Consider the following 715-nt stretch of genomic DNA (forward strand, 5'->3'; position numbering starts at 1 on the left):
GTAACAGAGTGAGCGGCATCGGCTGCTGGGTTAGTGGCTTGCACATAAACCGTCACCGCGTCGATGGTGGTTGCCGGAGTGTACTGAAGTGCCGACATTTTATAGAGGTCCGAATTGCCGGTACCCGCATCCGAAACGTTGGTAGTCGCTGCCCACGATTGAACGCCTAGGCTTACCATCGAGTAGTTAGAGGCAGACACTGTGCTGGGGGTGAACTGCGTGCTGTCTCCCGCCGCGTTCGGATTCATGAGCCCGATACGTCGTGGCCCAATCGGGAACGTGTTGAATGAGGTGCCTGAGCCGTCCCATATAATGAAGTCATCCAAATATGAAGCTGCACCGTTTGCTGCCTGTTTGCCGGTGGACACATATAGCTGGGTAATGGCCTGAGCGGCTTGCGCGTAGTTATAAGTTCCTGTGAACTGAAGTATGCTATCCACGTAGGCCGTTACCTTGGTGCTAGCGCCGTTAATCTGGATTGAGGCTTCAATCCAGTGATAGCCATCACCAAGGTACGTGGTGCCGGTAGCCAAAGGTGTTGTACTGGTGTATGTGCCGTTCCGCAGTGTTAGGTAATTACCGTCGAAGTCCAAAATCTGGGCACCATTAGAGGCCAGTCCGATATTGACGAGGCCGCCATAGCCGAAGTCACTGTCCTTGCCTCCGGATAGTCCACACTTCCACCAGCCGCCGATATAAAACGTAGCGCCTGACG

1 protein-coding gene is annotated in these 715 nt (G+C 54.1%); it reads right to left on the reverse strand.

The window, feature by feature from the left end:
* A partial coding sequence (locus tag AC1RP1_RS07645; protein WP_481762664.1) for a hypothetical protein occupies positions 1-715 on the reverse strand: 715 nt, incomplete at both ends.

Source organism: Dellaglioa sp. CoH-56-MRSF-13 (genome assembly GCF_056782095.1).